At 72.5% G+C, this 25,180-nt stretch carries 21 protein-coding genes; 20 read left to right on the forward strand and 1 reads right to left on the reverse strand.

The window, feature by feature from the left end; all coding sequences use genetic code 11:
* The first annotated feature begins 551 nt into the window (after window positions 1-551).
* From ACIHCX_RS27620 to ACIHCX_RS27675, 12 genes are all read left to right on the forward strand, one after another.
* A complete protein-coding gene (locus tag ACIHCX_RS27620; RefSeq protein WP_400034044.1) occupies window positions 552-755 on the forward strand; it encodes an RlpA-like double-psi beta-barrel domain-containing protein in 204 nt (67 codons plus the stop codon).
* Window positions 756-768: 13 nt separating this feature from the next.
* Window positions 769-1,389 carry a cell wall protein gene (locus ACIHCX_RS27625; protein ID WP_400034046.1) on the forward strand — a complete coding sequence of 207 codons (621 nt, stop codon included), beginning with the start codon at window positions 769-771 and terminating at the stop codon, window positions 1,387-1,389.
* Window positions 1,390-1,423: 34 nt separating this feature from the next.
* A complete protein-coding gene (locus tag ACIHCX_RS27630) occupies window positions 1,424-2,326 on the forward strand; it encodes a MauE/DoxX family redox-associated membrane protein (RefSeq protein WP_400034048.1) in 903 nt (300 codons plus the stop codon).
* Window positions 2,327-2,521: 195 nt separating this feature from the next.
* Window positions 2,522-3,184 (forward strand): hypothetical protein, encoded by a 663-nt coding sequence (locus ACIHCX_RS27635; protein WP_400034050.1) that lies wholly within the window; start codon window positions 2,522-2,524, stop codon window positions 3,182-3,184.
* Window positions 3,172-4,209: a hypothetical protein gene (locus tag ACIHCX_RS27640; protein WP_400034052.1), complete on the forward strand. Its 1,038-nt coding sequence runs from the start codon at window positions 3,172-3,174 to the stop codon at window positions 4,207-4,209. Before ACIHCX_RS27635 ends, ACIHCX_RS27640 begins: the two co-directional genes overlap by 13 nt.
* Window positions 4,210-4,240: 31 nt before the next feature.
* On the forward strand, window positions 4,241-5,044 hold the full coding sequence (locus tag ACIHCX_RS27645) for a hypothetical protein (protein WP_400034054.1): 804 nt from the start codon (window positions 4,241-4,243) through the stop codon (window positions 5,042-5,044).
* Window positions 5,045-5,194: 150 nt separating this feature from the next.
* Complete coding sequence (locus ACIHCX_RS27650) at window positions 5,195-5,788, forward strand: CGNR zinc finger domain-containing protein (RefSeq protein WP_400034056.1); 594 nt, start codon at window positions 5,195-5,197, stop codon at window positions 5,786-5,788.
* Window positions 5,789-6,131: 343 nt separating this feature from the next.
* Complete coding sequence (locus ACIHCX_RS27655; RefSeq protein WP_400034058.1) at window positions 6,132-6,653, forward strand: sigma-70 family RNA polymerase sigma factor; 522 nt, start codon at window positions 6,132-6,134, stop codon at window positions 6,651-6,653.
* Window positions 6,654-6,703: 50 nt separating this feature from the next.
* The gene (locus tag ACIHCX_RS27660; RefSeq protein ID WP_400034060.1) at window positions 6,704-7,468 is read left to right on the forward strand and encodes an anti-sigma factor family protein; all 765 of its coding nucleotides are present in this window, start codon (window positions 6,704-6,706) and stop codon (window positions 7,466-7,468) included.
* Window positions 7,469-7,532: 64 nt separating this feature from the next.
* Window positions 7,533-9,854 (forward strand): HelD family protein, encoded by a 2,322-nt coding sequence (locus ACIHCX_RS27665; protein ID WP_400034062.1) that lies wholly within the window; start codon window positions 7,533-7,535, stop codon window positions 9,852-9,854.
* Between the two features lie 386 nt (window positions 9,855-10,240).
* Window positions 10,241-11,656, forward strand: a complete 1,416-nt coding sequence (locus ACIHCX_RS27670) for an NAD-dependent malic enzyme (RefSeq protein WP_400034064.1) — start codon at window positions 10,241-10,243, stop codon at window positions 11,654-11,656.
* 297 nt (window positions 11,657-11,953) lie between these two features.
* The gene (locus ACIHCX_RS27675; protein ID WP_003990598.1) at window positions 11,954-12,235 is read left to right on the forward strand and encodes an HU family DNA-binding protein; all 282 of its coding nucleotides are present in this window, start codon (window positions 11,954-11,956) and stop codon (window positions 12,233-12,235) included.
* Window positions 12,236-12,416: 181 nt separating this feature from the next.
* On the opposite strand, the gene murA is transcribed toward ACIHCX_RS27675, so the two are convergent.
* Window positions 12,417-13,763: a UDP-N-acetylglucosamine 1-carboxyvinyltransferase gene (murA, locus tag ACIHCX_RS27680; RefSeq protein ID WP_400034066.1), complete on the reverse strand. Its 1,347-nt coding sequence runs from the start codon at window positions 13,761-13,763 to the stop codon at window positions 12,417-12,419.
* Between the two features lie 275 nt (window positions 13,764-14,038).
* Between murA and ACIHCX_RS27685 the strand changes: the two genes are divergently transcribed.
* The 8 genes from ACIHCX_RS27685 to ACIHCX_RS27720 all read left to right on the forward strand — a co-directional run bounded on the left by ACIHCX_RS27685 (window position 14,039) and on the right by ACIHCX_RS27720 (window position 25,032).
* Window positions 14,039-14,608, forward strand: a complete 570-nt coding sequence (locus tag ACIHCX_RS27685) for a YqgE/AlgH family protein (protein ID WP_400034068.1) — start codon at window positions 14,039-14,041, stop codon at window positions 14,606-14,608.
* A gap of 28 nt (window positions 14,609-14,636) precedes the next feature.
* A complete protein-coding gene (locus ACIHCX_RS27690) occupies window positions 14,637-14,918 on the forward strand; it encodes a DUF3039 domain-containing protein (RefSeq protein WP_365420505.1) in 282 nt (93 codons plus the stop codon).
* A 139-nt stretch (window positions 14,919-15,057) separates the two neighbouring features.
* Window positions 15,058-16,788 (forward strand): beta-N-acetylhexosaminidase, encoded by a 1,731-nt coding sequence (locus ACIHCX_RS27695; RefSeq protein ID WP_400034071.1) that lies wholly within the window; start codon window positions 15,058-15,060, stop codon window positions 16,786-16,788.
* A gap of 263 nt (window positions 16,789-17,051) precedes the next feature.
* Window positions 17,052-17,945 carry an FAD binding domain-containing protein gene (locus tag ACIHCX_RS27700; protein WP_400034073.1) on the forward strand — a complete coding sequence of 298 codons (894 nt, stop codon included), beginning with the start codon at window positions 17,052-17,054 and terminating at the stop codon, window positions 17,943-17,945.
* Window positions 17,942-20,164 carry a 2Fe-2S iron-sulfur cluster-binding protein gene (locus ACIHCX_RS27705; protein WP_400034075.1) on the forward strand — a complete coding sequence of 741 codons (2,223 nt, stop codon included), beginning with the start codon at window positions 17,942-17,944 and terminating at the stop codon, window positions 20,162-20,164. Before ACIHCX_RS27700 ends, ACIHCX_RS27705 begins: the two co-directional genes overlap by 4 nt.
* Window positions 20,161-22,464: a xanthine dehydrogenase family protein molybdopterin-binding subunit gene (locus ACIHCX_RS27710; protein WP_400034077.1), complete on the forward strand. Its 2,304-nt coding sequence runs from the start codon at window positions 20,161-20,163 to the stop codon at window positions 22,462-22,464. The genes ACIHCX_RS27705 and ACIHCX_RS27710 overlap by 4 nt, the downstream gene beginning before the upstream one ends.
* Before the next feature lie 376 nt (window positions 22,465-22,840).
* Window positions 22,841-23,452, forward strand: a complete 612-nt coding sequence (locus tag ACIHCX_RS27715) for an SUKH-4 family immunity protein (protein WP_400034079.1) — start codon at window positions 22,841-22,843, stop codon at window positions 23,450-23,452.
* 95 nt (window positions 23,453-23,547) lie between these two features.
* Complete coding sequence (locus ACIHCX_RS27720) at window positions 23,548-25,032, forward strand: MFS transporter (RefSeq protein WP_400034081.1); 1,485 nt, start codon at window positions 23,548-23,550, stop codon at window positions 25,030-25,032.
* Window positions 25,033-25,180: the final 148 nt, after the last annotated feature.

A 25,180-nucleotide genomic window follows, 5' to 3' on the forward strand; every position in this document is an offset into this window, starting at 1 on the left:
GGTGAGGCGGGCCGCCGCTGAGGCGGGTCCACTGAGGCGGGGTGCCCCGCGTCCCTTCGGGCGCGGGGCCTTCGCGTCGGTGCCCCCGGCCGGGCGTTCGGGCCGCGCGGACCGGGGTCGCCGCCGGGGGCCCGGGAACCCGGGGACGAAGTCTCTTCGCAGACCGCGGAGTCGGAGTGCTGCGGGGCTCTGGCCAACGCGCGTAGACGGGCGCATCATGGGGATGCTCTGTGCGCACAACCCTCACCCTGAAATTGTCATGCACTCGTCAAAACAACGGGGGATGCACGCTCACTCACGCGCGTCATTCAGCGACAAAGGGAGACGGCACGATGGCTTGCGGATCGACCAGCCTATGGGCCGGTGAAACGAGCTGGTTCTGTTGCGGATCCTCCTGGGGTCCGTGCGGTAGCGCGGGCGGCGGCGCCTGCGGCAACTGCCAGTCCAGCGCGCATCACGGCGCCTGGCCCAACGCGTCACAGGCGTGCTGGGACATCACCCGGCCCGACCTGTGCGGCGAGAACATCCCCAGACGCGGCTGCGGTTCGGTGATGAACGTCAGGCACCAGTGCTCCGGCGCCACCGTCTGCATCACGATCACCGACTGCGGACCGCGCACCAAGTCCTGGTGCGGCGAGGCCACCTGCTGCAACGGCGCCTGCCGCACCAACCGCGTCCTGGACCTGACCCCGGCCGCCTTCTCGGCGATCGGCAACCTCAGCTCCGGCATGCTGCCGGTCTACATCTACGAGTGAGGAGGACTCCGGCATGACGTATCGACAGAAGAACGACAACGGCGGTCTGGGCCGCCGGCGCTTCCTCACCACGGCCGCGCTCAGCGGCGCCACCATCGTCGGGGCGTCCGCCCTCGGCGGCTTCGACGCCGACGCGGCCTTCGCCGCCGAGCCGTCGCTCGACCCGGCGATCCCCAAGTCGGCCTTCGTGGAGGGCCGGATCACCGGCATCACCGGCAGTGTCCTGGAGGTCGCGGGATCCTACGGCGACCACTCCCGGGTCCAGATGACCAACGTCACCAGCGTCTGGAAGGTCCGCCCGACGACCGCCCGCGACATCGAGATCGGGGACGGGCTGTACGCGCGGGGCGTACCGATGCCGGACGGCACCGTCGCCGCCGACGCGGTGTGGGTGAACATCGTGAACATCGACACCACGATCCGCGGCATCGCGAAGGACCGGCTGCACTTCTCCCACGGGCAGCACGAGATCGTCGGCCACCTCCACCGGGACACGACGAACGCCTCCTACGCGGGCCGCGCGCTCACCCCGGACCTGTCCCGGCTGCGCATCGGGCAGAGCGCCCAGGTGCTCGGGGCCTGGCGGCCGTCCGACAACGCGGTGGACGTCGTCCGCATCTCCGTCGGGCACTGACGGCCGGATCCGAGGAGGAGAAGGGGAGACAAGGATGCTCTCACTGACAACGGGCCTCGTACCGCTGGTCCTCGCTGGTCTGCTGGGGTGGACCGGCTCGGTCAAGCTCTTCGACCGGGACACCGTGCGCCAGGCACCGAGGACGGCGCTGGCCCGGATGCTGCGCAGCAGCGAGCGGGCGGCGCTGGTGCTGCGCGGCACCGGCGCCGTGGAACTCCTGCTCGCCGCGGGCCTGCTGGCCGTACCGGCGAACCCGGTGCCGGGCGCGGCCACCGCCGTCCTCGGGGCCGGGTTCCTCGGCTATCTCGGCTACGGCCGGGCGCTGGCACCGGAGTCCTCCTGCGGCTGTACGGCCAACGAGGACACCCCGATCACCTGGCGCGCGTTCGTGCGCGCCGCACTGGTGCTCGCGGGCGGTGCGACGGCGGCGGTGGCGCACGGAGCCTGGTGGTCCACGCTCACCGGACGGCCCGGCGGTTCGCTCGTGTTCCTGGCCGTGGCCGCGGCCGTCCTGGTGGCACTGTCGGTCGATCTCGACCGGTGGTGGCTGCTGCCGCTGCGCCGGCTGAGGCTGCGTGTCTTCGGGCATCCGCTCTTCGGCACCGAGGCCGGCGACCGGGTGCCGGTCGCCGCCAGCGTCGAGCTGCTGGAGAACTCCCTCGCCTGGCAGACCGCCTTCCCGGTGGTCCGGTCGAGTCTGCTGGACCACTGGGAGGAGGACGGCTGGCGGATCCTCCTGTTCTCGGGTGTCTACGGGACGCGGGAGAACGCGCGGCCGGTGTCCGTGGTCTTCGCCCTGGACGCCACCGCCAGCCGCGACACCGCCGGCGACCCCGTGGTCCGCGTCAGCTTCGTCGACGCGGACACCGGGGAGCCACTGGCATCGGACCTGCTGAACGCGATCCCCCCACGCAGGGCCCTGCCCACACTCGGCTGACGAACCGGTCCCGCCCGGCTCACCGCCCCTGCCTTCCTCGCAGGGGCGGTGAGCTGTGAGCGGAGGCGCGGGCTCCGTTCGCGTACGTCTCATGCGCGGACGTGGCGGATGCGCATCGCGCTGGTGTGGGCTTGGGTGGTCTCGATAGCGTGTCGGCTGTTTCGCCCAACCCACCTGCCCCACCAGGAGCCTGCTGTGACCCGCCGTCCAACCCGCCTGCTCACCACAGCCGTCGCCGGTACGGCGACCGCACTGCTCCTCGCCGGTTGCGGCGGGAGCGACGCCGGCGGCTCGAAAGCCAACGACAAGATCGCGGGCGCGGATACCGGAGGAGAGACCTCGGCTTCGCCGAGCGCATCGGCATCTCCGGCGGTGGAGCGGCCCAAGATTCAGCTGCCGTCGGATCTGTCGTACACCTTTGACTGGCCGAAGACGGGAGACCGGGACAAGGACGCCGTGCTGGCCGACAGCGAGCAGTCGATCAAGTCAGTGGACCTCGCCATCGTGAACCAGAACCCGCTCGACGCGGCGTACCGGTTCTACTACGAGGGCGAGGCTGCCGCGCAGACGCAGCAGTTCATCGAGGCGTACGTGAAGGCCGAGGCGCGTACCACCGGCAGCTACCGCTACTACAACCCGGTAGTCGATGTCAGCGGCTCCAACAGCGCGTCCCTTCTCTACTGTGAGGATCAGGGCAAAGCGTACGACCTGTACCTGAAGTCGAAGAAGGTCGACAAGACCCCCGTCACCAAGAACAGCTACGTGCTGTACAGCACTCGGCTGCACCGGAACGACAAGGGTGTCTGGACCATCGAGAAGCTTGCCTCGCAGCGGGGGAGTGCCAAGTGCCAGCCGTGAAGCGGCGCCTACGGGGACTGCTTGTGCTGGCCCTGATTACATCGACCTTCGCAGGTGCTTCTCCTGCCCTGGCGGACAACAAGATCGGCGGCGGTGCCCGGACTCCGTCCTCAGGGGAGGGACCTTCGGGCGGAGCCGACGGTGACACGATCTCCGCGACGGCCGGTGGCATTGTTTTCGATCGTTCCAAGAACGGGACCGGCAGCTCCGTGGGACCGGTCGCGCCGGTTACCTCCTGGACCCCGCCCGCCTGCTGGTATGCCCCCAAATACACGCCGGGGCAACTGCAGAAGTACCTGGAGCCGATCTGGGAGGCCGAGTCCACCGGGCCCGAGTGGGACGCCCAGCAGCGTGACCGGTACGTCGACGGACACCCGTACAAGGACTTCAACAAGGACAAGGCCGGCAAGGGCTACTGGTGGGACTCGTACGTCAACAGGGACTTCCCGCCGGGGTGGGACAAGTGTGATGAGCCGATCTTCTGGGTTGATCGGGGCGCTGCTCCACCCGCGAACATCGAAAACGCCGTGACCCCCCAGATCCTCGCCGAACTCGCCTACAACGAGATCCGGGTCCCCGGTACCGAGGTGACCCTCGCGCCCGCGGGGGCGACCAAGGTGAATCTGCCGACCTGGGCGTGGCTGGACGGGGCGCGGTTCAGGCCCGTGTCCGTGACGGCTTCGGTTCCGGTGCTGAACATGTCCGCGACGACGACCGCCGAGCCGGTCTCGTTGAGGATCGACCCCGGCACGGCGGACGCCGAGACCTACCCCGCCTCGGGGGTCTGCGCGATCAACGGTGGCCGTATCGGGGAGGCGTACGCCAAGGGGAAGGCCGACCGGACGCCGCCCTGCGGGGTCAGGTACCTGCGGTCGTCGGGTGACGGTTCCTACCGGTTGAGGGCCACGATCACCTGGAAGATCCACTGGACGGGCACCGGCGGCGCGGGCGGCGATCTGCCCGAGGGCACGTTCGGCGACACCCAGGACGTCACGGTCCAGGAGATCCAGGCCGTCAACCGCTGAGCAACGGTGAAGAGACGAAAAAGGGGGCGTGGTGAGTAAGCAGCAGGTTCGGAAGATGCTGGAACTGGTGCGGCAGGGGCAGCCCGTCGAGCTGACCATTCCCATGGGATCGGTGAAGAAGGCCGCGAAACTCTCCTTCGTGGCCCAGCAGTTCGGGTACGAGTACGCGGACGCGCGCCTTTCCGGGGGACGGAACAACGTGCTCACGCTGCTGCTCGTGCCCGACCCCGGTCCGCAGGCCCAGGCGCGGGCCGCGCAGAACTGGGCGCAGTATCCGAACGCCGGGGACGGGGTGTCGCTGCCGCCGCTCGTGCCGGACGCGCTGGAACTCCTCAAGGCGCGCATCAACTTCGACCTCACCGACAAGAGCGCTGAGAAGCGCATGGTGTACGGAGCTCTGGGCGTAACCGTCGGGTGCGTCATCCTCGCGGTGCGGCTCGGTGCCGATGCGTCCGCCTTCCTCGTCGCCGCGAGTGTGTGGGCCGGGGCGATGGTGCTTCTCGGCATCGGAGTCCTCGTCACGCGCAAGCGCCACGCCAAGTTCGCGGCACGGCTCGGGGCCGCGGGGTTCGTGCCGGTGACGCAGGAGGACGGACGGGTCCGGTATCTGCCGTCAGGCGCGCAGGTTGCGGGGCAGGCGGCGCAGGCGGGGCCGTACGGTCATGGGCCGTACAACAACGGGGCGTACAACAACGGGCCGTACAACAACGGGCCCTACGGTCAGCCGTACTCGAGCGGTCCGTACGCCGCCCCCCAGGCGCCTCACCCGCAGGCGTACCCCCCGCCGGGGCCGTACACCCCGCCGCAGCCGCCGGGTCCGTACCACCCCCAGTAGGGCGCCCCGGCCGGACACCGGAGGCGGACCGCCCGGGGGCTACCGGTCCGGCCGGTGGGCGGGCACTGTGGGAGGGAAGCGGTTTTCCGGCCTCCGACGATGCCCCGGTGAGGCCTGCCGGCCGGGGTGAGCCTAGGCGGTGACAGGCACATGGCACTGGCTGCGGCCACGGCCCCGTACGAGCTGAGGTTCGACGCCGGGCGGGTCTGCCTGGATCTCCTCTCCACCACCCACCCCGAGGAACGGCTGGACGCCGTCGCGCCCCTGCGCGCGTGGATCATCGGCTCGGGGCTGGTGCCGCCAGGCTCCCCGCTGGCGCACGCGGACGCCTCCTGGCTCGCCGGTTTTCGGGAACTACGGGGAAATGTGGGGAAGTTGGTCCGTGGGTATCTCGCCATCGAGCCCCGGGCGTACGATCCCGCGCTCGCCCGCGTCAACGACGTCGCTCGCACCGCGCCGCCCGCACCCCGCGCAGTACGGGGCGAAGACGGAGCTTTGGTACGGGAGTTGGCGGGGCCGCCCGAGTGCGCCGCCCTGCTCGCGGTCATCGCCCGGGACGCCGTGGAGTTGCTCACCGACCCGGTGGCCCGGGCGGGCCTGCGCCAGTGCGAGGGCGACAACTGCCCGATCGTGTACCTGGACACGTCCCGCGGGCGCAGGAGGCGCTGGTGTTCCAGTGAGGTCTGCGGGAACCGCGAACGGGTGGCCCGCCACCGCCGCCGCACCGCCCACTCAAGGGCGTAGAGGGGGTGGGGGTGGTAACTCCCGCAGCCGATTTGCCGGTTGTGTGAGTCCGGTGGCGAAGTGATTTCCGTAACACCCCGTTTGGTCTTCACTCGGAGCGGGCAGCGCACGCATCTTCGTGTCTGTGTCGGAAATGTGAAGGCCACGCGGGGGGAATGTGCGCCCATGTCCTCCCTCGTCACATCACCCCACGGAAATCCGTCGGCCGGTTTTGAACACGGTGTGCCCGGCATCCGTACCCGTCGGCGAGCGACCGACTGGGGGGAAGCCCCGGACACCGGAGGTGGGCGTGCGCAAGGATGCGGCCGTGGCCAATGAACGTGGATCGAGGGCCCGACATCGCATGTCCCAGTCCTCGGAACCTGATGAGGAGTTGATGCGTGCGCTCTATCGCGAGCACGCCGGACCTCTCCTCGCGTATGTCCTGCGGCTGGTGGCCGGAGACCGGCAGCGCGCCGAGGACGTGGTGCAGGAGACGCTCATCCGTGCCTGGAAGAACGCCGGCCAGCTCAATCGAGCGACCGGTTCGGTACGCCCCTGGCTGGTGACGGTCGCCCGACGCATCGTCATCGACAACCACCGCAGCCGGCAGGCCCGGCCGCAGGAGGTCGATCCGTCGCCGCTGGAGGTCATCCCCGCGGAGGACGAGATCGACAAGGCGCTGTGGCTGATGACGCTGTCGGACGCGCTCGACGACCTGACCCCGGCTCACCGGGAGGTGCTCGTCGAGACGTACTTCAAAGGGCGTACCGTCAACGAGGCGGCCGAGACGCTCGGCATACCCAGCGGCACCGTCCGCTCACGGGTGTTCTACGCCCTGCGGTCGATGAAGCTGGCGCTGGAGGAGCGGGGGGTGACGGCGTGATGAGCAGGTACGGGGGATTCGGAACGGGTGGTGCGGGTATGTCTGGGGCCATGCAGGGAACCCCGGCTCCGAACGAGCACGAGACCGTCGGCGCCTACGCCCTCGGGATTCTCGACGACGCCGAGGCAACCGCTTTCGAGACGCACCTCGCCGGCTGCGAGTGGTGCGCCCAGCAGCTCGACGAGCTGGCCGGGATGGAGCCGATGCTGGCCGCGCTCGCGGACCTGCCGGGCTCCGGCACACCCGAGGTGGTCGGCGAGTCCCTGTCGGCCAAGCCCGGCCCGCGCCTGGTGGAGAAGCTCGTCGACGAGGTCGCCGAACGCCGCGCCCAGAAGCGCCGGCGCGGCTTCTATCTGGTCGCGGCGGCGGCAGCGCTGATCATCGGCAGCCCGCTGACCGTGTTCGCGGTGAGCGGCTCGGACGGCGGTGACAACAACACCACGGTGGCCGTGAGCCCCGCGCGGTCCGCCTTCGAGTCGATGCCCGACAAGGTCACGGCGACGGACCCGACGACGAAGGTCACCGCGACGGTCGCCGTCGAGAAGAAGGACTGGGGCACGAACACCGTTCTCGAGCTGAACAACGTCACCGGCCCGCAGAAGTGCTCGCTCGTCGCCGTCGGCAAGAACGGCGAGCGCGAGACGGTCACGTCCTGGTCCGTCCCGAAGTGGGGCTACGGCGTCCCGAACGCGAAGACGGAAGAGGCGAAGAACCCCCTCTACGTCCGCGGCGGCTCGGCCCTGGAGCCGAACCAGATCGACCACTTCGAAGTGATGACCTTCGACGGTCAGCGACTCGTCGAGGTGCCCGCGTAACTTCCGTGAGCGGGCCCCCTTCGCGTACGGTTGACGGCTGCCCAGCACGTCAGAAGGGGGCCCGGTGGCCGCACAGGCTCAACAGGATTCCGCGGTCGGATCGGTCCACGGCGCAGCGCACGAAGCGGCGCACGACTCCGTACGGGACCGTGAGATCGGTGTGGAACAGCAGCACCTGGACCGGGTGTACCGCCGCCTCGAGGAGAAGATCCACGAGGCCGAGTTCCTCATGCGCGACGCCGCCCAGCGCGGCCAGGTGGGCACACCCGGCGCGATGGCCGAGCGGGACGCGCAGGTCTTCCGGGCGGGCGTCCACCTCAACCGGCTGAACAACGAGTTCGAGGACTTCCTCTTCGGCCGGATCGACCTGCTGCTCGGCAAGGACGGCAGGAAGGGCCCGGACGGCGCGTACACCGCGGTGGAGCCGGCCGAGGGCGCGGTCCGCGGGGACGGCACGGCGGACATCGCCGAGACCCTGCACATCGGCCGCATCGGCGTCCTCGACGAGGACTACGCCCCGCTGGTCATCGACTGGCGGGCACCGGCCGCGGCCCCGTTCTACCGCTCCACCCCGGTCGACCCCGGCCGCGTCGTACGCCGGCGGGTCATCCGCTCCAAGGGGCGGCGTGTGCTCGGGGTCGAGGACGACCTGATGCGCCCGGAGCTGAAGGCCTTCCTCGACGGCCACGAGCTGCCCGCGATCGGCGACGGCGCGCTGATGGCCGCGCTCGGCCGGGCCCGCAGCCACACCATGCGGGACATCGTCTCCTCCATCCAGGCCGAGCAGGACCTGGTCATCCGCGCCCCCGCCGCCTCGGTGACGTACGTCGAGGGCGGCCCGGGGACGGGGAAGACGGCGGTCGCCCTGCACCGGGCGGCCTACCTGCTCTACCAGGACCGGCGCCGCTATGCGGGCGGCATCCTGATCGTCTCCCCGACACCGCTGCTCGTGGCCTACACCGAGGGTGTGCTGCCCTCGCTCGGCGAGGAGGGCCAGGTCGCCATCCGGGCGATCGGCTCGCTCGTCGACGGCACCGAGGCCACGCTGTACGACGCTCCGGCGGTGGCGCGGGCCAAGGGCTCGTACCGGATGCTGAAGGTGCTGCGCAAGGCGGCACGGGGCGCGCTGGAACAGAACGGCGCACCGGACCGGCTGCGGGTCGTCGCCTTCGGCCGCCGGCTGGAACTGGAGGCCGAGGAGCTCGACCACGTCCGGCGCACCGCCCTCGGCGGCACCGCGCCGGTCAACCTGCTGCGCCCGCGCGCCCGCAAGCTGCTCCTGGACGCCCTGTGGGAGAAGTCGGGCGCCGCCGGCCGGCACACCGACCCGGAACTCGCCGCCGAGCTGCGCTCCTCCTTCGACGAGGACGTCACCGGCGAGGACTCCTTCGTGGCCTTCCTCGACGCCTGGTGGCCCGAGCTGACCCCGTCCGCGGTGCTCACCGCGATGGCCGACGAGCGGCGGCTGGGCCGCTGGGCGCGCCGGATCCTCAACCCGGGGGAGGTGCGCCGGGTGGCCCGCTCGCTGCGGCGCGGCGGCCACTCGGTGCACGACGTCGCCCTGCTCGACGAGCTCCAGGCGATCCTCGGCACCCCGGCCCGCCCGCGCCGCAAGCGCGAACTGGATCCGCTGGACCAGCTCACCGGCCTCGAGGAGCTGATGCCGGTGCGCGAGGAGTCGCAGCGGGAGCGGGCGGAGCGACTGGCGCAGGAGCGCACCGAGTACGCGCACGTCATCGTGGACGAGGCGCAGGACCTCACGCCCATGCAGTGGCGGATGGTCGGCCGCCGCGGTCGGCACGCCACCTGGACGGTCGTCGGCGACCCCGCACAGTCCTCCTGGTCCGACCCGGACGAGGCGGCCGAGGCCCGCGACGAGGCCCTGGGCACCCGGCCGCGCCGCCGCTTCGAGCTGACCGTGAACTACCGCAACCCGGCGGAGATCGCCGAGCTGTCCTCCAGGGTCCTCGCCCTGGCCATGCCCGGCTCCACCGCGCCGAGGGCCGTGCGCTCCACCGGCGTGGAGCCGCGCTTCGCCGTCGTCCGGGGCTCCGTGGAGAAGACCGTGCGGGCGGAGGCCGAACGGCTGCTGGACCTGGTGGACGGCACGGTCGGCGTGGTCGTCGCCATGAACCGGCGCGAGGAGGCCCGGCGCTGGCTGGCCGGGCTCGGCGACCGTGTGGTGGCCCTCGGCAGCCTGGAGGCCAAGGGCCTGGAGTACGACGCGACGATCGTCGTCTCGCCCGCGGAGATCGCGGACGAGTCCCCGGCCGGCCTGCGGGTCCTGTACGTCGCTCTGACCAGGGCCACCCAGCAGCTCACGGTGGTCTCCGGCGAGCGGGACGAGCCGGACGGGGCCGGGGTGCCGGATCTGCTGCGGGACTGAATCCGGGAGTAACCGCTGCGACGGGAATGGCCACAAGCCATCCGTTTGTTAGCCTGGACACGGCACCGGCCCGATCCAAGCCCCCGGGCCCAACCTTTGTCGCTACGAGCGACCACTTGCCGCGAGGCGAGCATGGCGGGTCGGTGTCGTCAAACTTCCAAGAGGCTCACGTCACGATGTGACGTGAGCCTCTTTTGTCGTTCCCCGCCGCCCCTGCGTCTTCCGTGACCGCACCGATTCTCGTATGGTGGAATTCACTTTCCGAAAACGACACCTCCCGGTGAACACTACGTCCGCAATCAGGGGCGGCTACCGCGTACCCGGGGGTAGGTGCGACGATCGGACGGCAGAACTTCGCGACACGGTGAAAGCAGAGGAAGTCGGCCATGGCAACGGCGCCCAGCGTCTCCTACTCGATGACCATCCGTCTGGAGGTGCCGGCGGGCGGAACCGCCGTATCGCAGCTCACCACGGCCGTGGAGTCCTCCGGAGGGTCGGTGACCGGCCTCGACGTCACCGCGTCGGGCCACGAGAGGCTCCGGATCGACGTCACCATCGCGGCCACCTCGACGTCCCACGCCGAGGAGATCGTCGAGAAGCTGCGCGGCATCGAGGGCGTCACGCTGGGCAAGGTCTCGGACCGTACGTTCCTCATGCACCTCGGCGGCAAGATCGAGATGGCGTCCAAGCACCCCATCCGCAACCGTGACGACCTGTCCATGGTCTACACCCCCGGCGTGGCCCGCGTGTGCATGGCGATCGCGGAGAACCCCGAGGACGCTCGGCGCCTGACCATCAAGCGCAACTCCGTTGCGGTCGTGACGGACGGCTCGGCCGTGCTCGGCCTGGGCAACATCGGCCCGAAGGCCGCCCTGCCGGTCATGGAGGGCAAGGCGGCCCTCTTCAAGCGCTTCGCCGGCATCGACGCCTGGCCGATCTGCCTGGACACCCAGGACAGCGACGCGATCGTCGAGATCGTCAAGGCGATCGCCCCCGGCTTCGCGGGCATCAACCTGGAGGACATCTCCGCGCCCCGCTGCTTCGAGATCGAGGCCCGGCTGCGCGAGGCCCTCGACATCCCCGTCTTCCACGACGACCAGCACGGCACCGCGATCGTCGTGCTCTCCGCGCTGACCAACGCGCTGCGCGTGGTCGACAAGTCGATCGACAGCGTGCGCGTGGTGATGTCCGGCGCCGGCGCCGCCGGTACGGCGATCCTGCGCCTGCTGCTCGCCGCGGGTGTGAAGAACGCCGTCGTCGCCGACATCCACGGTGTGGTGCACGCCGGCCGTGAGGACCTGGTCGGGGCCGCCCCGGACTCCCCGCTGCGCTGGATCGCGGACAACACCAACCCGGAGGGCCTGACCGGCACGCTGAAGGAGGCCGTGCACGGCGCGGACGTCTTCATCGGCGTCTCGGCGCCCAACGTGCTCGACGGCGACGACGTGGCCGCCATGGCGGAGGGTGCGATCGTGTTCGCGCTCGCGAACCCCGACCCCGAGGTCGACCCGGCAATCGCCCGTCAGACAGCGGCGGTTGTGGCCACCGGCCGCTCCGACTTCCCCAACCAGATCAACAACGTGCTGGTCTTCCCGGGTGTCTTCCGCGGCCTGCTGGACGCGCAGTCCCGTACCGTCAACACGGAGATGATGCTGGCCGCCGCGCAGGCCCTCGCCGACGTGGTCACCGGGGACGAGCTGAACCCGAACTACATCATTCCGAGCGTCTTCAACGAGAAGGTCGCCGGCGCGGTCGCCGGGGCGGTCCGGGAGGCGGCCGCGAAGACTGCGGCAACGGCGTGAGGATGGCCACGACGCGCCGCGAAACCGGCGCGTCGTGGCACCACGCCGCCGGTGCGGCCCTATCGTGACGGCCAGGCTCGGGCATCTCTTCGTGTGACTCCCAAGGGTGTTCTCACGACTCCTATGGGTGCTGGATTGGCATTCGCGCCGCAGGTGGGGGCAGGATGCCTCCCTGGGCGCGAGGGTTCGGCGACGGACCCGGGTCCGGGGACTCACCGAGGACCCTGGCAGCATCGGCTTCGCTGTGCCCAACATGCGGCCTCGCCGCAACGGCAAGAAGAACACGGGAGTAACAACATGAACCGCAGTGAGCTGGTGGCCGCGCTGGCCGACCGCGCCGAGGTGACCCGCAAGGACGCCGACGCCGTGCTGGCCGCGTTCGCCGACGTCGTCGGCGACATCGTCTCCAAGGGGGACGAGAAGGTCACCATCCCTGGTTTCCTGACCTTCGAGCGCACCCACCGTGCCGCTCGCACCGCTCGCAACCCGCAGACCGGCGAGCCGATCCAGATCCCGGCCGGCTACAGCGTGAAGGTCTCCGCGGGCAGCAAGCTCAAGGAAGCGGCCAAGGGCAAGTGACCTCGGCGTCCGTACGCCATGGGACGGCGTACGAGGCGCTGTAGGCCGGTCCTTCCAGGCCACCACGACGCCCTTGGGGCGGTCCCCTCACCGGGGGCCGCCCCAACGTCGTACGCGCCCCCCGGCGCCCGCCGGGGGGCGCGGATCAGCCCAGGGCCCGGCCCGGCGGGGGAGGGCTCGGTCAGCCCAGGGCCTGGCCCGGGAGCTCCACCTTGGCGCCCAGCTCCACGAGCTTCTCCATGAAGTTCTCGTAGCCGCGGTTGATCAGGTCGATGCCGTGGACGCGGGAGGTGCCCTGGGCGGCGAGGGCCGCGATCAGGTAGGAGAAGCCGCCGCGCAGGTCGGGGATGACCAGGTCGGCTCCCTGGAGCCGGGTCGGTCCCGACACCACGGCCGAGTGCAGGAAGTTGCGCTGCCCGAAGCGGCAGTCGGAGCCGCCCAGGCACTCGCGGTAGAGCTGGATGTGGGCACCCATCTGGTTGAGCGCGGAGGTGAAGCCCAGCCGCGACTCGTACACCGTCTCGTGGATGATCGACAGGCCCGTGGCCTGGGTCAGGGCGACCACCAGCGGCTGCTGCCAGTCGGTCTGGAAACCGGGGTGCACGTCCGTCTCCAGCGCGATGGACTTCAGCTGGCCGCCCGGGTGCCAGAAGCGGATGCCCTCGTCGTCGATCCGGAACGCGCCACCCACCTTCCGGTAGGTGTTCAGGAAGGTCATCATCGACCGCTGCTGGGCGCCGCGGACGTAGATGTCGCCCTCGGTCGCCAGCGCCGCCGACGCCCAGGACGCGGCCTCCAGCCGGTCCGACAGGGCCCGGTGGTCGTAGCCGCCGAGCTTCTCCACACCCGTGATCCTGATGGTGCGGTCGGTGTCCATCGCGATGATCGCGCCCATCTTCTGCAGAACGCAGATCAGGTCCTCGATCTCCGGCTCGACGGCCGCGTTGGACAGCTCGGTGACACCCTCGGCCAGCACGGCCGTCAGCAGCACCTGCTCGGTCGCGCCGACGGACGGGTACGGCAGCCGGATCTTCGTCCCGCGCAGCCGCTGCGGGGCCTCCAGGTACTGCCCGTCGGCCCGCTTCTCGATGACCGCGCCGAACTGCCGCAGCACGTCGAAGTGGAAGTCGATGGGCCGGCCGCCGATGTCGCAGCCGCCCAGGCCGGGGATGAACGCGTGGCCCAGCCGGTGCAGCAGCGGCCCGCAGAACAGGATGGGAATGCGCGAGGAGCCCGCGTGGGCGTCGATGTCGGCGACGTTCGCGCTCTCCACGCGGGTCGGGTCGAGCACCAGCTCACCGGGTTCGTCACCCGGACGGACCGTCACCCCGTGCAGTTGCAGCAGACCGCGGACGACACGCACGTCACGGATGTCCGGAACGTTGCGGAGGCGACTTGGCTCACCGCCCAGCAGGGCGGCGACCATGGCCTTCGGTACGAGGTTCTTCGCACCGCGGACACGGATCTCACCCTCCAGCGGGGTTCCGCCATGGACAAGCAGTACGTCATCAGTGCCGTTGACGGTCATGTATCTCGCGTTCCGATGAGGTGGGCAGGAGCCGGCCGATCATTTCGGAGGGGGCCGGAGAGACAGGGTAATCGCCATGCGCCCCCCTTCAGAAAGCCCGTCGGCGGCCCGGGTTGGCCTACCACACCGCACCAACACGCCCCGTTGAGCACCGGGCACGTGCGGTCACCGCACACGCCGTGCGCCGGTGACGCTTCGGTGTCCCCTGAGCTGCGCTCACCCCCGTAGCCGGATTGGCTCCCCATGCGCGGGGAAGATGCGGGATCATGTCTGGCATGACCGAGGTGTCCTCGCTCACAGGGCGGCTGCTCGTGGCCACGCCCGCCCTGGCGGACCCGAACTTCGACCGTGCGGTGGTGCTCCTTCTCGACCACGACGAGGAGGGCTCCCTCGGTGTCGTCCTCAACCGTCCCACCCCCGTGGACGTGGGCGACATCCTGGAGGGGTGGGCGGACCTCGCCGGGGAGCCCGGCGTCGTCTTCCAGGGCGGCCCGGTGTCGCTGGACTCCGCACTCGGCGTCGCCGTCATCCCCGGCGGCTCCGGCGAAGGCGCCCCGCTGGGCTGGCGCCGGGTGCACGGCGCGATCGGTCTCGTCGACCTGGAGGCACCGCCCGAGCTGCTGGCCTCCGCCCTCGGCTCACTGCGGATCTTCGCCGGATACGCCGGCTGGGGACCCGGCCAGCTGGAGGACGAGCTGGCGGAGGGTGCCTGGTACGTCGTCGAGTCGGAACCCGGCGACGTGTCCTCACCGGCCCCCGAGAAACTGTGGCGCGAGGTGCTGCGCCGCCAGCGCAACGAACTGGCGATGGTCGCCACATATCCGGACGACCCTTCGCTCAACTGATGCGCGGCGCCTTCAGTACCCTTGCCGTATGAGCACTCTCGAGCCCGAGCGCGGCACTGGTACGGGTACCCTCGTCGAGCCGACGCCGCAGGTGTCCCACGGCGACGGCGACCACGAGCGCTTCGCCCACTACGTCCAGAAGGACAAGATCATGGCGAGCGCCCTCGACGGTACGCCCGTCGTGGCGCTGTGCGGCAAGGTGTGGGTGCCGGGCCGTGACCCGAAGAAGTACCCCGTCTGCCCGCTGTGCAAGGAGATCTACGAATCCATGACCGGCGGCGGCGAGGGCGGCGACGACAAGAAGAAGTAACCCGCTGCCCGCTCGGCAGAGACTCGCAGGGCCCCCGAGGCGCGTCTGGCGCGCCTCGGGGGCCTGTGTCGTGGGGCGGCCGGTGCACCATGTGCAACGGGCGTTGCGCCGTGTCGCGGCCGCCGCTACCCATGGGGGCATGACCGACGTGATTCCGGCCCCGCGCGCCGTGGCCGGCCTCCCGGACCGCGCCGTCCCCCTCGACCGGGGCACCACCCTGTGGGCCGCCGAGGGCACCGGCGGCACGGAACGCTGGCTGCGCGGCACGCTCGGCGCGGCCCTCGGCCTGCCCCTCGCGCCCGGCGCCGAGGACGACCCGGACTCCGTACGGCTGCGCCTGGACGACTCCCTGGAGCCCGAGGGGTACCGGCTCGCCGCCGTGCCCGGCCGGGGCGTCGAGATCCGCGGCGGCTCCCCGGCCGGGGTCTTCTGGGGTGCGCAGACCCTGCGCCAGCTGCTCGGCCCCGACGCCTTCCGGCGCGCCCCCCTGCGGCCGGACGCCGCCCACGCGGTCCCGGCGGGCGTGATCGAGGACGCCCCCCGCTTCCGCTGGCGCGGTCTGATGCTCGACGTGGCCCGCCACTTCATGCCGAAGGACGGCGTCCTGCGCTACCTCGACCTGATGGCCGCGCACAAACTCAACGTGCTGCACTTCCACCTGACGGACGACCAGGGCTGGCGCGTCGAGATCAAGCGGTACCCGAGGCTGACGGAGGTCGGTTCCTGGCGGGCGCGGACGAGATTCGGCCACCGGGCGTCCCCGCTGTGGGAGGACAAACCGCACGGCGGTCACTACACCCAGGACGACATCCGGGAGATCGTCGCCTACGCCGCCGAGCGGCACATCGCCGTCGTCCCCGAGATAGACGTCCCCGGGCACTCGCAGGCCGCCATCGCCGCGTACCCGGAACTCGGCAACACCGACGTCGTCGACACCGCCGCCCTCACCGTCTGGGACGACTGGGGGGTCAGTCCGAACGTCCTCGCCCCCACCGACACCACCCTGCGCTTCTACGAGGGCGTCTTCGAGGAACTGCTCGACCTGTTCCCCGTGGACGCCGTGGCGAACACCGGATCCGGGGGGTCCGCGGGGTCCGCGGGGTTCTCGGGGTCCGCAGCGTTCTCAGCGTTCTCAGCGTTCTCAGCGTTCTCTGCGTTTTCGGCGTTTGTCCACATCGGCGGCGACGAGTGCCCCAAGGAGCAGTGGCGGGCCTCGCCGGCCGCGCAGGCGCGCATCGCGGAACTCGGACTGGCCGGCGAGGACGAACTCCAGGCCTGGTTCGTCGGCCACTTCGACGCCTGGCTCGCCGCGCGCGGGCGCCGGCTCATCGGCTGGGACGAGATCCTGGAGGGCGGCCTGGCGGCGGGGGCCGCGGTGTCGTCCTGGCGCGGGTACGCGGGCGGGATCGCCGCCGCGCGGGCGGGTCACGACGTCGTCATGTGCCCCGAGCAGCAGGTGTACCTGGACCACCGCCAGGCCCCGGGCGAGGACGAGCCCGTGCCGATCGGCTTCGTGCGGACCCTGGAGGACGTCTACCGGTTCGAGCCGGTACCCCCGGAGCTGGACGCGGCGCAGGCCCGCCGGGTGCTGGGCACGCAGGCCAACGTGTGGACCGAGGTGATGGAGGATCAGGCCCGCGTGGACTACCAGGTGTTCCCCCGGCTGGCCGCGTTCGCCGAGGTCGCCTGGAGCGCCCTGCCCGCCCCGGCGGAACGGGACTTCGCGGGTTTCGAGCGGCGGATGACCGCCCACTACGGGCGCCTGGACGCCCTGGGAGTCCGCTACCGGCCGCCCGCCGGACCGCGCCCGTGGCAGCGGCGCCCCGGCGTTCTCGGGCGGCCCCTGGAGGGGCCGCCGCCGTCGAGGTAGCGGGACGACCGGTTCCGCCCGCTGTCTCGAACAAGTGCCGGAAAAAGACCGCAAGAGTCAGCGAAGAGTGGGAATTCGCTCGCATCGGTGATGGTGTGCCAAATCGGACGATGTCCCCGATGAGGTGGGCGAATGTCACCTAGCGGACCCCTGTCCTCGGGCCCTGCGAAGATGTGCCAGAGTTGCCACGTCCGCCCTGTCGGCACGTACCGTACGGCAGCACAGGTGGGACCAGCGGGGGCAGCGGGAAGGGGCAGCCGGTTTTGACCACGCACGCACCTCAGGCGGCGCAGGCCGTCACGTTGCCCACGACGCTGAACGAGGCGGTGGCGGCACTCACCGCCATGCCCGCCGCGGTGCCCGTGGCGGGCGGCACCGACCTCATGGCGGCCGTCAACTCCGGGCAGCTCAGGCCCACCGCGCTGGTCGGCCTCGGCCGGATCAGCGAGATCCGCGGCTGGCAGTACCAGGACGGCCACGCGCTGCTCGGCGCCGGCCTCTCCCACGCCCGCATGGGGCGTCCCGACTTCGCCGCGCTGATCCCGGCGCTGGCCGCCGCCGCGCGCGCCGCGGGCCCACCGCACATCCGCAACGCGGGCACCCTGGGCGGCAACATCGCCACCGCCGCCCCCACCGGGGACGCGCTGCCGGTGCTGGCCGCCCTGGAGGCGACCCTGATCATCGCGGGCCCGGGCGGAGCCCGCCGGGAGATCCCGGTGTCGCACCTGCTGGCCGGCGTGGAGATGCTCCGCGGGGGCGAACTCATCGGCTACGTGCGCGTGCCGCTGCTGCACGCGCCGCAGGTCTTCCTCAAGGCGACCGGCCGTACCGGACCGGGCCGCGCGGTCGCGTCCGTGGCGCTGGTCCTCGATCCGGCCCGGCGCGGGGTGCGGTGCGCGGTGGGCGCCATAGCGCCGATGCCGCTGCGGCCGCTGGACGCCGAGCACTGGGTGGCCCAGCTCATCGACTGGGACAACGGCCGCGTGATCGTCCCGGAGGCGCAGAACGCCTTCGGCGAGTACGTGGCCGCGGCCTGCATCCCCGATCCGGTTCCGGCCGAGGACGGCTCCGTGCAGCAGCTTCCGCCCGCCGTACTGCATCTGCGGCGCACCGTCGCCGCGCTGGCCCGACGAGCACTGGGGAGGGCGCTGTCGTGACCGACGACCAGCACGCGGAGGGCACGCCGGGCGGCAGCCGATGGGATCCGCTGCCGCAGGGCGAGTACGACGACGGCGCCACCGCCTTCGTGAAGCTGCCCGAGGGCGGCATCGACGCCCTCCTCGCCGCCGACAGCCCGCTCGCGGCGCCCGGCCACGGCTACGTGCCGCCGCGGATAGCGGCCACGCCCTCCCCGGGGGGCACCGACCCGGCGGGGCCCGGCGGTTGGGGCGTGCCGGGCGGGTCCGCCGAGGGCGCGCAGTGGCCCGACCCCAACGCCGTGCCGCAGGACGCGGGCACGGACGACCGGTTCACGTACCGTCCGGAGGCCACCCAGCAGTGGAACTTCGGCGAGTCCCAGGGGGGCCCGGTCGCCCAGGCCCCTTCCGCGCCCGGCCAGGACGTGCCGGGCCAGGATGTGACCGGGCAGTGGTCGATCCCGGTCGCCGGGGGCGACATCCCTGACGAATCGGGCGAGTTCACCACGTCGTCGCTGATGCAGCAGTGGGGCGGCACCCCTCCGACCACCCTCCCCGGCGGCGCGGCCGCCCCGTGGGCCACGGAGGAGGTCGGCCAGGCCTGGAGCCGCCCCCGCGCCGAGCCCGGGACACCGGGACAGCCCGGCGAGCCGCCGATGGGCGGCCCCCACGAGAGCGCCTACGGGACCGGCCCGGCTGAAGCGGCGTACGGGGCTGCACCGGGCGGTTCGGGCGCGGGTGTGCGGTTGCCGGGGGCTTCCGGTGCGGGTGGTGCGGCCGATGGCGGCTTCGCGGCCGGTCGGCCCGGTGGGGTCGGACAGGGTGCCGGCGCCGAAGCGGCCGGTGGCGGGGCCCCGGCCGGAGGGCCGGGTGCGGCTGGACACGGTGCCGGGCAGGCCCAGGGCGTGTACGGGGCCGGGACTTCGGCGGACGGCGCGCACGGAGGCGTGCGGCTGCCGGGGGCTTTCGCCGCGCGGGACGTGACCGGTGGCGCGGCCCCGGCCGGGCGGCCGGACGGTGCCGGGGCGGCTGAAGCCGCGTACGGGACCGCGGCGCGCGAGGGCCGGGCGGCATCGGGTGCGGGCCGTGTGGAGGGCCGTCCGGCGGAGGGTCCGCGCGCGGCCGAGCAGCCGGCGCCGCAGGCCGCCTCCTCCGCGGCGACCGCCCCTCCCTTCCCGTCGGCCGCGGCCGGAACCGGCGCGGACACCGCCGCCGCCCAGGGGCCCGGCGCCCCGCACGGGCACGGCGCGGCAGCCGCACCCGGGCACGGCACCGCCGGCGCCCCGGCGGAGCGGCAGGCCCAACTCCGCGCGGACCAGGGCGCCCAGGCCCCGCAGGCCCGGCCCGAGCACCCGGCGGAGTCCCCCGCGGACTCCCCGCGGTCCACGTCCGGCGCGGCCGAGGCCGGCGAGGACGCCCGAGGGGCCGTGGAGGCCGCCGAAGGGCCCGCCGAGCCGCCCGCACGGCCCGGCCCGGCCGAGGATGCCCAGTCGCCCTCCCGGGCCGCCGAGGAGCCCGCAACGGGCTCCGCGACCCCGGACCCGGACGCCGAACAGCCGGACGCCGGACAGCCGGACGCCGCCCAGGAGGACCCGCCTCCGGCACCCCCGCAGGACGAGCACCCGCTCGCCTCGTACGTGCTGCGCGTCAACGGCGCCGACCGGCCCGTCACCGACGCCTGGATCGGCGAGTCCCTGCTGTACGTGCTGCGCGAGCGGCTCGGACTCGCGGGCGCCAAGGACGGCTGCTCGCAGGGCGAGTGCGGCGCCTGCAACGTGCAGGTCGACGGACGCCTCGTCGCCTCCTGCCTGGTGCCCGCGGTCACCGCGGCCGGCAGCGAGGTGCGCACGGTCGAGGGACTGGCCGTGGACGGTCAGCCCTCGGACGTCCAGCGGGCGCTCGCCCGGTGCGGCGCGGTGCAGTGCGGCTTCTGTGTGCCCGGCATGGCGATGACCGTGCACGACCTGCTGGAGGGCAACCCGGACCCGACCGAACTGGAGGCCCGCCAGGCGCTCTGCGGCAACCTGTGCCGCTGCACGGGCTACCGAGGCGTCCTCCAGGCCGTCAAGGAAGTCGTCACCGAACGCGAGGCGCACACCGCGACGGACGAGGCCGAGCAGGAGGCCGACGAGCCGCGCATCCCCCACCAGGCGGGTCCGGGCGCCGGCGGTGTCCACCCCTCCGCGTTCGACACCCCGGCACCGCACGACCCCTACGGCCAGGACGGAGGGCAGGCGTGAGCAACGAAGCCGCCACCGCCGCCGCGGAGACCGCCCCCGCACCCGAACCACTGCCGCTCGGTCTCGGTTCCTCCCTGCCGGCCGCCGACGCCCGCGCCAAGACGGAGGGCACCTTCCCGTACGCGGCCGACCTGTGGGCCGAGGGCCTGCTGTGGGCGGCCGTGCTGCGCTCCCCGCACCCGCACGCGCGCATCCTGTCCATCGACACCAAGCACGCGCGCGAGATGCCCGGCGTACGGGCCGTCGTCACCCACGAGGACGTCCCGGGCCGCCCGGTGCACGGCCGCGGCACAGCCGACCGCCCGGTGTTCGCCTCCGAGGTCGTACGCCACCACGGCGAGCCCATCGCGGCCGTGGCCGCCGACCACCCGGACACCGCGCGGATGGCCGCCGCCGCCGTCATCGTCGAGTACGAGGTGCTCGACCCGGTGACCGACCCCGAACAGGCCTTCGAGGCCGAGCCGCTGCACCCCGACGGCAACCTGATCCGGCACATCCCGCTGCGCCACGGCGACCCGGAGGCGGCCGGCGAGGTCGTCGTCGAGGGCCTGTACCGCATCGGCCGCCAGGACCCGGCCCCCATCGGCGCCGAGGCCGGTCTCGCGGTGCCCCGCCCCGACGGCGGCGTGGAGCTGTACCTCGCCTCCACCGACCCGCACACCGACCGCGACGCGCTCGCCGCCTGCTACGGCCTGGAACCCGAGCGCGTGAAGATCGTCGTCACCGGTGTGCCGGGCGCCACCGCCGACCGCGAGGACCAGGGCTTCCAACTCCCGCTCGGCCTGCTGGCGCTGAGGACCGGCTGCCCGGTGAAGCTCACGGCGACCCGCGAGGAGTCGTTCCTGGGCCACACCCACCGCCACCCGACACTGCTGCGCTACCGCCACCACGCCGACGCCGAGGGCACGTTGGTCAAGGTCGAGGCGCAGATCCTGCTGGACGCGGGCGCCTACGCCGACACCTCCTCCGACGCCCTCGCCGCCGCCGTGTCCTTCGCCTGCGGCCCCTACGTCGTCCCGAACGCCTTCATCGAGGGCTGGGCCGTGCGCACCAACAACCCGCCCTCCGGACACGTCCGCGGCGAGGGCGCGATGCAGGTGTGCGCCGCCTACGAGGCGCAGATGGACAAGCTGGCCAAGAAGCTCGGCCTGGACCCGGCCGAGGTGCGGCTGCGCAACGCCATGGCGACCGGCGACGTACTGCCGACCGGCCAGACGGTGACGTGCCCGGCCCCGGTCGCCGAACTGCTCCAGGCCGTACGGGACCACCCGCTGCCGCCGCTGCCCAAGGACGTCCCCGAGGAGGAGTGGCTGCTGCCCGGCGGCCTCGAGGGCGCGGGCGAACCGGGCGCGGTGCGCCGGGGCGTGGGCTACGGCCTCGGCATGGTGCACATGCTCGGCGCGGAGGGCGCCGACGAGGTCTCCACGGCGACCGTGCGGGTCCAGGGCGGCGTGGCGACGGTGCTGTGCGCGGCGGTGGAGAGCGGCCAGGGCTTCACGACGCTCGCCCGGCAGATCGTCCAGGACACGCTCGGCGTCGACGAGGTGCACGTGGCCCCGGTCGACACCGACCAGCCGCCGGCCGGCGCCGGCTGCCGCGGCCGCCACACCTGGGTGTCGGGCGGCGCGGTGGAACGCGCGGCGAAGATGGTCCGCACCCAGCTGCTCCAGCCGCTGGCCCACAAGTTCGGCATGTCCACCGAGCTGCTCCAGATCACCGACGGCAAGATCACGTCGTACGACGGTGTGCTGTCCACCACGGTCACGGAGGCGCTGGACGGCAAGGAGCTGTGGGCGACCGCCCAGTGCCGCCCGCACCCCACCGAGCCGCTGGACGAGTCGGGCCAGGGCGACGCCTTCGTGGGCCTGGCGTTCTGCGCCATCCGCGCGGTGGTGGACGTGGACGTCGAACTGGGCTCGGTGCGGGTCGTGGAGATGGCCCTCGCCCAGGACGTGGGCCGGGTGCTCAACCCGGCCCAGCTGGCCGCCCGGATCGAGGGGGGCGTCACCCAGGGCGTGGGCATCGCCCTCACCGAGAACCTGCGCACCCCGCGCGGGCTGGTGCGCCACCCCGACCTCACCGGCTACGCCCTGTCCACCGCCCTGGACGCCCCCGACGTCCGGATCGTGAAGCTGGTCGAGGAGCGGGACGTCGTCGCCCCCTTCGGCGCGAAGGCGGTCAGCGCGGTACCGGTGGTGACCTCCCCTGCGGCCGTCGCCTCCGCGGTGCGCGCCGCCACGGGCCGTCCGGTCAACCGCCTGCCCATCCGGCCGCAGGCCGCGGTGGTGACCACGCAGTGAGGGAAGTCCAGGGGGACCGCCCGCGGTGAGGCGGGCCGGAAGGCAACGCCGGGCGTCCGCCCGGCGTCTTCCGTTTTGGGGTGTTGTCAGTGAGGGGGCGTAGTCTTCTGGCAGTGGGGCGAGGGAAGTTGCCCGCGACGGAGCGCGCCCGGACCCACCTAGTGCCGCGACGGGCAACGTTTGCCCCGTCGCGACGCCCGGCACGCACTCTCGCCGCACCGGCCGAAAGCCCGAGTACATCCAGTACGAGGACTTCCGGCCGGCACACCGAGAGCACGCACCGGACGCCGCTCCTTGACGGGCAAACGTTGCCCGCCGCGGCACTAGCCCGGGACGCCGTCCGTCCCGGACCTGAACCGAACAGCACGGGGGACCGATGAGTACGACCGACACCGTTGTCAGGGTGATCACCCTGCCCGAGGCGGGGTGCGACCCACGCCGTGCCTACGCCGAGTTCGCGTTCCACCCGGCGGTGGCACCCACCCGCCCGGCGGCCCGCGTCCGCCCGGCGGTGCCGGCCGTGCGGCCCGGCACCGCCTCCGGGCTGACCCTCGACCTGCGCGCCCGCCTGCTGCACCGTGACTTCGGCCACGGCCGCGTCGCGCGCTACGAGGAGGTCGACTTCCCCGCCGCGCTCACCCACGAGCCCACCCGCCGCTTCCTGCGCGACACGGGCCTGCCCGAGGACGGCGTACTCCTCCAGTCGGACAGCGACGTACCCCTGCCGACGCTCGCCGAGTTCTGCGCCGACGAGTGCCCCGACGACTTCTGGCCGGACGAACTCCCCGCGCGCGCGGCCCACTTGATACGCCTCGGCCGCTTCGCCGGCGGCGGCAACCTGCTGGTCGACGGCACCACCGGCGAGGTCCTCACCTGGAGCGGGCCCGCGGCCGAGCCGGCCCCCCTCACCAAGGACGTCTCCACTCTCGCCTTCACTCTGTGGCTCCTGTGCCGCGGACGCAACGGGACTGCCACGCGGCGTTCATGAACGGGGCCCTCGCCCTGGTCCTACGACCAAGGTCCTGACCGCGGACCGACTCCCGACAGGGGCCAAAGCGGACTGCGCACCTTACGCTGGCGACCATGAGCGCCCTGGAACCACGCGACACCGAGGTCGCGGACATCCCTGATAGACCCGGCTCCCCTGACGGGGCGACCGACACCGTGCTGAGCCGCAGCTACCGGGCGCTGAGCATCGGGATCGTCTCCGTCGTCCTGCTGATCGCCTTCGAGGCGACCGCCGTCGGTACGGCGATGCCCGTCGCGGCGCGGGAGCTGGACGGGGTGTCGCTGTACGCGTTCGCGTTCTCGGGGTTCTTCACCACCAGCCTGTTCGGGATGGTGCTCTCCGGGCAGTGGTCGGACCGCCGGGGACCCCTGGGGCCGCTGACCACGGGGATCGGCTCGTTCGTGGCCGGGCTGCTGCTGGCGGGCACGGCCGGCACGATGTGGGTGTTCATCGCGGGGCGGGCCGTGCAGGGACTCGGCGGCGGCCTGGTGATCGTCGCCCTGTACGTCGTCATCGGCCGGGCCTACCCCGAGCGGCTGCGCCCGTCGATCATGGCGGCGTTCGCGGCGGCCTGGGTGGTCCCGTCGATCGTCGGACCGCTCGCCTCGGGCGCGGTGACCGAGCACCTGGGCTGGCGCTGGGTGTTCGTCGGCATCCCGGTGCTCGTGGTGTTCCCGCTGGCCATCGCCCTGCCGCAGATTCGGCGGCGGGCGGGCGGCCCGGTCGGCGAGGGCGCCGGGGAGGACGGCGAGGAGAGCGGCGGGCAGTCCTCCTTCGACCTGCGCCGCATCCGGCTCGCCTTCGGCATCTCGCTGGGCGCCGGGCTGCTCCAGTACGCGGCCCAGGACCTGCGCTGGCTGTCGCTGCTGCCCGGTGTGGTGGGGGCCGCGCTGCTGGTTCCGGCCGTGCGGGGGCTGCTGCCGCGCGGCACCTACCGGGCGGCGCGCGGGCTGCCGTCCGTGGTGCTGCTGCGCGGGGTCGCGGCGGGCTCCTTCATCGCCGCCGAGTCCTTCGTGCCGCTGATGCTCGTCACCCAGCGGGGGCTGTCCCCGACGCTCGCCGGGTTCTCCCTCGCGGCCGGTGGGGTCACCTGGGCGCTGGGCTCGTGGGTGCAGTCGCGGCCGCGGATGGCGCCGCACCGGGAGCGGCTGATGACCTTCGGGATGGTGCTGGTGGCCGCGGCCGTCGCCGCCGTGCCCAGTGTGCTGATCCACGCCGTCCCGGTCTGGACGGTCGCCGTCTCCTGGGCCTTCGGCTGCTTCGGCATGGGCCTGGTCATCGCCTCCACCAGCGTGCTGCTGCTGCGGCTGTCCGCCCCGGAGGAGGCCGGCACCAACTCCGCGGCCCTGCAGATCTCCGACGCCCTCTCCAACGTCGTCCTGCTCGCCGCCGGCGGCGCCGCCTTCGCCGCCCTGGGCGGCGGCACGGTGGCCCACACGACCGCGGCCACCACCGGCTCCACCTCCCACCCGGCCGCGTTCGCGGCGGTGTTCCTGCCGATGGCGGCGGTGGCACTGACGGGGGTCTGGGTGACGCGGCGGTTGCGAATTCACCCTTGAGCGGTACCGGTCCGCCGCCCGGCTACCTGACCGCCGAGTGGGCGGAGCTCCCGGAGCGGCTGAAGTGACCGTGCGTCGGTGACGGCGCTGTTGTGACCTCAGTCCCATCCCCGGGTGACGTTGTGCCGTCGGCGCGTGGGCATCGTCG

The organism is Streptomyces sp. NPDC052043 (genome assembly GCF_044548235.1).
In the GTDB taxonomy this organism is placed as follows: Bacteria; Actinomycetota; Actinomycetes; order Streptomycetales; family Streptomycetaceae; genus Streptomyces.